Raw genomic sequence first — 2819 nt, forward strand, 5'->3', positions numbered from 1 at the left:
GCTACGCTTAAATCTGGTGTACAGAAAAAGACGTTTTCTATACTAGTTACAACCCTAGCGGCTATTCTGCATCAATACCGGCAGGCTGCTTACCTAAAGCAAGAAAAACGACCGTCCCAGCCATTTTTCCAGCTCCTAGCAAAACTAGAAACCCTGCAAGAATTGGAGCCCAGGCTGCAGGCCATTGTCGATGCCACCCATAAGTTTATCGGGGCTAGTCGTACCCGTGGCTATTGGTTTGAACCTCAACAGCGTTTGTTCTGGCACCGAGTGGCTAATGGTAGTCACAATCGCCAGGCCTATGCGTCCCAGGCCCCCGCGCTATCTGAGCTGTCGGCCAGTGGTTATCAAGAGTTTTATCAGGCCCTCTCCTGTGGCGATGTCATCATTGTTGGCCAGGATACATGCTCCCATTCGGAGTCGGTGATTGAGCCCCTGACGCAGGGGTTTGACAAGCCGTCGTTGATGGTGGCACCGATTTTAATGCAGAAGGATTTACTTGGCTTTTTGGTTGTGGAGGCCAATCAGGTTCGTAGGTGGAGTGTCCCAGAAAAGCGCTATTTAACGGCAGCGGCTCAAGTGGTTAGTTTGGGGATGCCCATGTCAGCCTTACAAGAACGGGTAGCTGATTTAGAAGCAAATCATCAGCTATCGGTAGGGATTGCCCAAAGTATCCATGGCGATCGCGATTGGCAATCGGTGATGGCGCGATGTGCTGACCAGTTGATTGCCACCCTCGAAATTGACGGATTGCTGGTGCTGATTCCCGATTTGGAGTGTGGCGGATTTGAGGTGGGCTATCAGCACCATGGGACTCAAAGCAAACCCACTCAAGATACCTGGCGTTCTCTGCATGATATCGATTGGCAGCTATTAACGCGACAGACGGCTCCGGTATGTATCGAGAATTTAGATAATGATCTAAAACTGCGGGCGTGGCGTCCCCAGTTTTTACGGATGGGGATGCAGGCGGCGATGGCCTATAATCTCTCGCCAGGCCAGGCTCCAGAAGGCATACTGTTGGTGACTGATAGTAATACCCGTCGTTGGAACCAAGTTCAACAAAATTCACTGCAGTCAGTCGGTCGACAAATTGGGTTGGTTTTGCACCAGTGGTTTTTACAACGCCAGGCCCAGCAGCATTCTCAGATGCATGACACCCTACAGTGGGGGCTGCGTAACCTACAGCGTACGTTCGATGTTGCCCAGTTAGAGCAAGCAGCCACGCATCATATCAGCCAGCTGCTGCGGCTACCGCTGGTGGCATTAATTGTCTGGGAAAATAATCAAAAGGAAGCCCGTTTAGCATCCTCTGTCATTCGAAATAAACAGTTTGCGGCTAAGGAGAGCCCGCCTATTTTAGTTAATAACGATGCTGTTATTAACTGGGCAATTCAGACCGATGGCGTCATTCAGCTTGAGTTTGAAGATTTACCCGATGTGACACGTCAATGGCTACGGTGTCCGCCTCATTCTCAGCTGCTAGTGGTTGCCCTGAGAACATCGCCGGAACATACGCTCAACGGTGTGATTGTACTAGCCGATGAAGGGGACCGGCGCTTTTCTGATCAGCAGATGAATATGTTGGCGGTGTTGGTTCAGCAGCTGGCCTGGTGTCGGCGTCATTTGTTGCTGACGCATCGTTTGCATGATAAAAGGAGCCAGCTAACGGAGCTAAATTGGTACAAACACCATCATATGGATGATATTCGGCGGCAGGTGCGCGAGTCACGACGTCAGCTGAGTAACTTAAAGCAGCAGCCTGGTATGGGTGATCAGCCTTATTTCCATGCGGTGGAAAGCCGCTTAGCTGGGATGGAAAAAGAGCTATTACGGCTAACCGGTCGAGAACGGTGGGCAATGGCCTCGGATCCTCGTAAAGTCCCCCTGGTTGGGTTGCTAAACCGTTTAATGAAGCGAGTTCAAACCCAGGTTCAAAAAAAGCAACTTTGGACCCAGGTGCACTGTGATAGCAATTTGGCACTCCAAGGCGAAATGCAGAAAATAGAATTTGTCTTGTATGAGCTAATTTCTACGGCCTGCCGACGTTCACCTGCACGGGGGCGAGTAGATATTTGGAGTCGCCCCCTCGATCAACAATGGCTTGAGCTGTCCATCACAGATGATGGGGCTGTAGATGAGGCCATTATTACCTTGCTTAATCAGGGGCATCGTCAGGATCATCTAGCCGAGTCACCTTTAGACAGACCACCGGGTCTAAATTTAGCGATTTGCCAGTCCTTGATGCATCGTCTAGGTGGAGAATTTATTTTGGAAAAGCTGGACGATAATCGAATTCGTAGCTCTGTGATGTTTCCGATGAATCAGCCCACTAATCCACTAATCCCTTAGGAGGGTAACTTCCTAAAACTCCACCTAAAACACAACAAAGGGGCTTAGCTTGGATAACCAGCTAGGCCCCTTTGTTGTAAAAGTCAGGTACTCCCCTTGAGTAAGGCTCGGTGAGCAAAATTGAATAGCTGTTAAAACGAGCTGTCAGACGTCGCTGGCAGGGTTACGGCTACGGTACTGCTGGTGTCTTGGGCAGCTTGTAGCAGGGGTGTCTTAACTACAGAATCATTAGCTAGGGTAAACAGCGGATTTGAAAGTACACCTGCTAGGGAGGTAGCTATTACAGCGATCACGAGACTTACCTGTAGGGGACGCATACCGGGTAAATCCCACCGTGGGGGTGGATAGTTTTTGATCACATCGGACATTTCCTGGGGTTCTTTGACTACCATCATCTTGACTACACGGATGTAGTAATAGATCGAAATCACACTGGTAACTAAACCGATGAGCACCAGGTTGTAGGC

At 49.8% G+C, this 2819-nt stretch carries 1 protein-coding gene and 1 pseudogene; one reads left to right on the plus strand and one right to left on the minus strand.

Going from position 1 to position 2819, the window contains the following annotated elements; translation table 11 throughout:
* A partial coding sequence (locus tag IQ260_RS29500) for a GAF domain-containing protein (RefSeq protein ID WP_193996619.1) occupies window positions 1-2352 on the plus strand: 2352 nt, incomplete at its 5' end.
* A 131-nt stretch (window positions 2353-2483) separates the two neighbouring features.
* Here the strand turns inward: IQ260_RS29500 and IQ260_RS29505 are convergent.
* Window positions 2484-2819, minus strand: a pseudogene (locus IQ260_RS29505) (NAD(P)H-quinone oxidoreductase subunit N); the annotation flags it as partial.

Source organism: Leptolyngbya cf. ectocarpi LEGE 11479, from assembly GCF_015207065.1.
GTDB lineage: Bacteria > Cyanobacteriota > Cyanobacteriia > Phormidesmidales > Phormidesmidaceae > Leptothoe > Leptothoe ectocarpi.